We start from the raw sequence: 3,196 nt of genomic DNA, 5'->3' as shown, positions 1-3,196 counted from the left end.
GACGCGGCCGCGGTTTTTTTGTGCCTCTGTCTCCGCACGCACTCCTCCCCCTTTCCGCCGACTTCGACCCATGTCCGAACCTGACGCGACCCCGCCGTCCGGCGACGACGTTCCGACCGTTCGCCTTGATCAGTTCCTCCAGTTGGCCGGCGTGGCCGGGACCGGGGGGCAGGCGAAGGTGCTCATCCAGTCCGGGGCCGTGCTGGTGGACGGCGTCCTCGAGACGCGGCGCCGGCGCAAGCTCGCGCCGGGGGCGGTCGTCTCGGTCGGCGGGGAGGAATTCGAGATTGCGGCCCCGGCCGACGCCTGAGGCCCAAGAACGACGGCGGACCGTCGATCCGCCCTTGTCCGGCTGCCGGGCCGCGCCGACACTGACGGTCCGTCGTCCCCCTCTCTCCAGGATCCGCCGTGCCGCTGCAGGTCGACGCCGCTGACGAACCGGCGTTGAACCTCACGCCGCTCGTCGACGTCCTGTTTTTGCTGCTGATTTTCTTTCTGGTCGGAACCCGGTTCACCCAGAACGAGAACAGCTTCGAAATCGATCTCCCCACCGCCGCAGCGGCGCCGGAGCCGATGACCGGGCAGCCGGACGAGTTGGTCGTGAACGTGGGCCCGGAGGGGCAGCTCACCCTGCTCGGAGAGCCGTTGAGCATCGAGCGGCTGCGGGAACGCCTCGCCGAGTTCGCCGAAGTCTATCCGGATCAGGTCGTGGTCGTGCGGGGCGACGCCTCCGGCGCGTATCAGCACGTCGTCACCGTGATGGACGCCGTGAACCAGGCCGGGCTGACGAACCTCTCCCTCGCCGTGGATCCGGTGCGGGGCGACGCCGCCGCGGCCGTTCCCGTGCAGACGGAAGCGGGGCCGACGCCTTGAGCCTCGTCCCCCCCGTCGCCCTGCTGCCGGAACTGTCCCTCCCCGTCTGGTGGGGACTGCTGATCGGCTCGCTGCTGCTGGCGGCGGGGCACTTGGCGTCGATGCTCTCCACCGGCTGGGGGGACCGCGGGACGGGAACGAAGAGTTTTCTGTTCAGCGTGGTCTGTCACGTGGCCCTGCTGTGCGCGGTCGTCGCCGCGAAGCCTTCGATCGACCGGATGCTCGGCGAGACCGGCGATCGGCGGGCGGAGCCGAACCGTCGATTCCAGGTCGGTTCGCTGCGGTTGGACGCCGCGGAAGCCCCCGAGGCCGATCGCGTGCCGGAGCCGTGGCGAAGTCTCGAACCCGCGTCGCCCCGGGCCCTCAGTCGGTCGGACCTGCCGAGGAGCGTGCCCGAGGAGATCGAGCGGAACCGCGACCGCCCCGCGGACCGTCCGGCCGACTTCACGACGCCGCTGGAGACCGCCGAGCGGGCGCCGCAGCCGCTCCCCGCGCCCGACCGCCCGGACGTCGTCCCGGCGCCGCCGATGTCGGACCTCGAATTGTCCCCGGATCGGCCGGCGCCGGTGGAGGCTCCGATCGCGGCGTCGCCTGAATCGGTCCCCGACCCCCGCCCCCTGACCCGCCGGACGCTGCCGTCGGCGGACGCGACGTTCCAGCCGATTCCCCGCCGGGAGCGGCCCGCCCCGGATCCGTTCGCGGCCGAGATGTCGCTGACGGAGCGGGCGACGCCCGTGCCCGAACTGCCCCGCCGTCCCGACGAGGACGGGCCGCAGCCGACGGAGATCGACTCCCCGGTCGACCCCGCGGCGCCGGACCTCGCCTCCGCCCTGCCCCTGCCGCAACTGCCGGACGCGCCAGGTCCCCCGGAGATTCCGGAGTCGCTCGAAGCCGACGGCCCGGAGCGGATGACGGCCCCGTCGTTGGCCGATCTTGCCACGCCGACGCCGCGGCGGACGCGGCCGGCGCTCCCGATGGAGCCGCTCGATCCGCTCGCCGCGACGGGCCTGTCGGAACGGCGGACCGATCTGCTCCCCCGCCCCGACCCCGGCGATCGGCTCGACGAGGGACCGCAGGCGGTGGTCACCGCGACGGACGGCCCGCAGGCGCCGGGCGTGCCGGACGCCTACCGGCTGCGGGATCTCTCGCGGCGGTCGGAGATCGCCAAGCAGTACGGCGGCACGACGGAATCCGAGGAGGCGGTCGAGGCGGCGCTGGCCTGGTTCGCCCGGTCCCAGGAGGCGGCCGGGTACTGGGACGCCTCGGAGCACGGCGCCGGCAGCGGCTCCGACAACGATCCCGTCGCCGAGCCCGATCCGGACAAACGCAACACCGGCCGCAACGCCGACGCCGGGCTGACGGGACTGGTGACGCTCACCTACCTCGGCGCCGGCTACACCCGGACCGGGGGAAAGTACGCGCCCGCGGTCGATAAAGCGGTGCGGTGGCTCGTCGCCCAGCAGAAGGAGGACGGCTCCCTCGCCGGCGACGCGAATTATTACGCCCGGATGTACTCGCACGGCATCGCCACCTACGCCCTCGCCGAGGCCCTGGCGCTGGAGGGGAACCGGCCCGACCCCGCCCTGCGGCGGGCGGTGGAGAAGGCGGTGGCCTTCATCGTCGCGGAGCAATATCCCGACGGCGGGTGGCGCTACTCCCAGCGGGTGCGGGTGGGCGATATGAGCATGTTCGGTTGGCAGTGCATGGCCCTGAAAAGCGCCGAGAACGCGGGCGTGCCCACCCCGCCGGAGACGCGGGCCCGCATGATCGGCTTCCTGCGGGACCGCAGCGAGACCGTGAACGCCGACGGCGAGCTGGTCCAATATCCCTACGGCGGACTGGCCCGTTATAAGCGGGAGGAAGGCCACGCGGTGAAGCCGTCGATGACCGCCGAGGCCCTGTTCTGCAAGCAGATTCTCGGTCTGCGCCGCGATCAGCCCGCGGCGAAGCAGGCGGTGACCTATCTCGACCGCTTCCAGCCGGAGCTGCGGACGTGGAATCTTTATCATTGGTATTACGCCAGCCTCGCCCTGCACCACCACGGCGGGCCGGAGTGGGAGCGTTGGAACCAAAACCTGCGGGAACTCCTGCTGGAAGAGCAATATCAGGAGGGCCCGCAGGCGGGGGCCTGGCCGGTGCGGCCGATGCGGCACAACTACACCGAATACGGCGGGATGCTCTATAGCACGGCGATGGCGACGCTCTGCCTGGAGGTCTATTACCGCTTCAGCCCCGCCAGCGGCGGCGCCGCGGCGATGGACGGCCGCGCGGATTAACCTCCGGCCGCGAGAGCAGAACGCGATGCCCCGTAGCGGCGGCATCC

Annotated in this window: 3 protein-coding genes; all 3 read left to right on the top strand. The window is 71.8% G+C overall.

The window, feature by feature from the left end:
- Positions 1-70 precede the first annotated feature (70 nt).
- The 3 genes from ACG2DA_RS22200 (at position 71) to ACG2DA_RS22190 (ending at position 3,149) form a co-directional block, all read left to right on the top strand.
- Positions 71-310, top strand: a complete 240-nt coding sequence (locus ACG2DA_RS22200) for an RNA-binding S4 domain-containing protein (protein ID WP_395258803.1) — start codon at positions 71-73, stop codon at positions 308-310.
- 98 nt (positions 311-408) lie between these two features.
- Positions 409-873, top strand: a complete 465-nt coding sequence (locus ACG2DA_RS22195) for an ExbD/TolR family protein (RefSeq protein WP_395258801.1) — start codon at positions 409-411, stop codon at positions 871-873.
- The gene (locus tag ACG2DA_RS22190) at positions 870-3,149 is read left to right on the top strand and encodes a prenyltransferase/squalene oxidase repeat-containing protein (protein ID WP_395258799.1); all 2,280 of its coding nucleotides are present in this window, start codon (positions 870-872) and stop codon (positions 3,147-3,149) included. Before ACG2DA_RS22195 ends, ACG2DA_RS22190 begins: the two co-directional genes overlap by 4 nt.
- The last annotated feature ends 47 nt before the right edge of the window (positions 3,150-3,196 follow it).

It is taken from the genome of Alienimonas sp. DA493, from assembly GCF_043951915.1.
In the GTDB taxonomy this organism is placed as follows: Bacteria; Planctomycetota; Planctomycetia; order Planctomycetales; family Planctomycetaceae; genus Alienimonas.
This window is presented reverse-complemented; position numbering and strand designations above follow the sequence as displayed.

Bases quoted from the DNA above. Each gene is read 5' to 3' on its own strand.
- ACG2DA_RS22200 (WP_395258803.1), top strand. From the start codon at position 71: ATGTCCGAACCTGACGCGACCCCGCCGTCCGGCGACGACGTTCCGACC.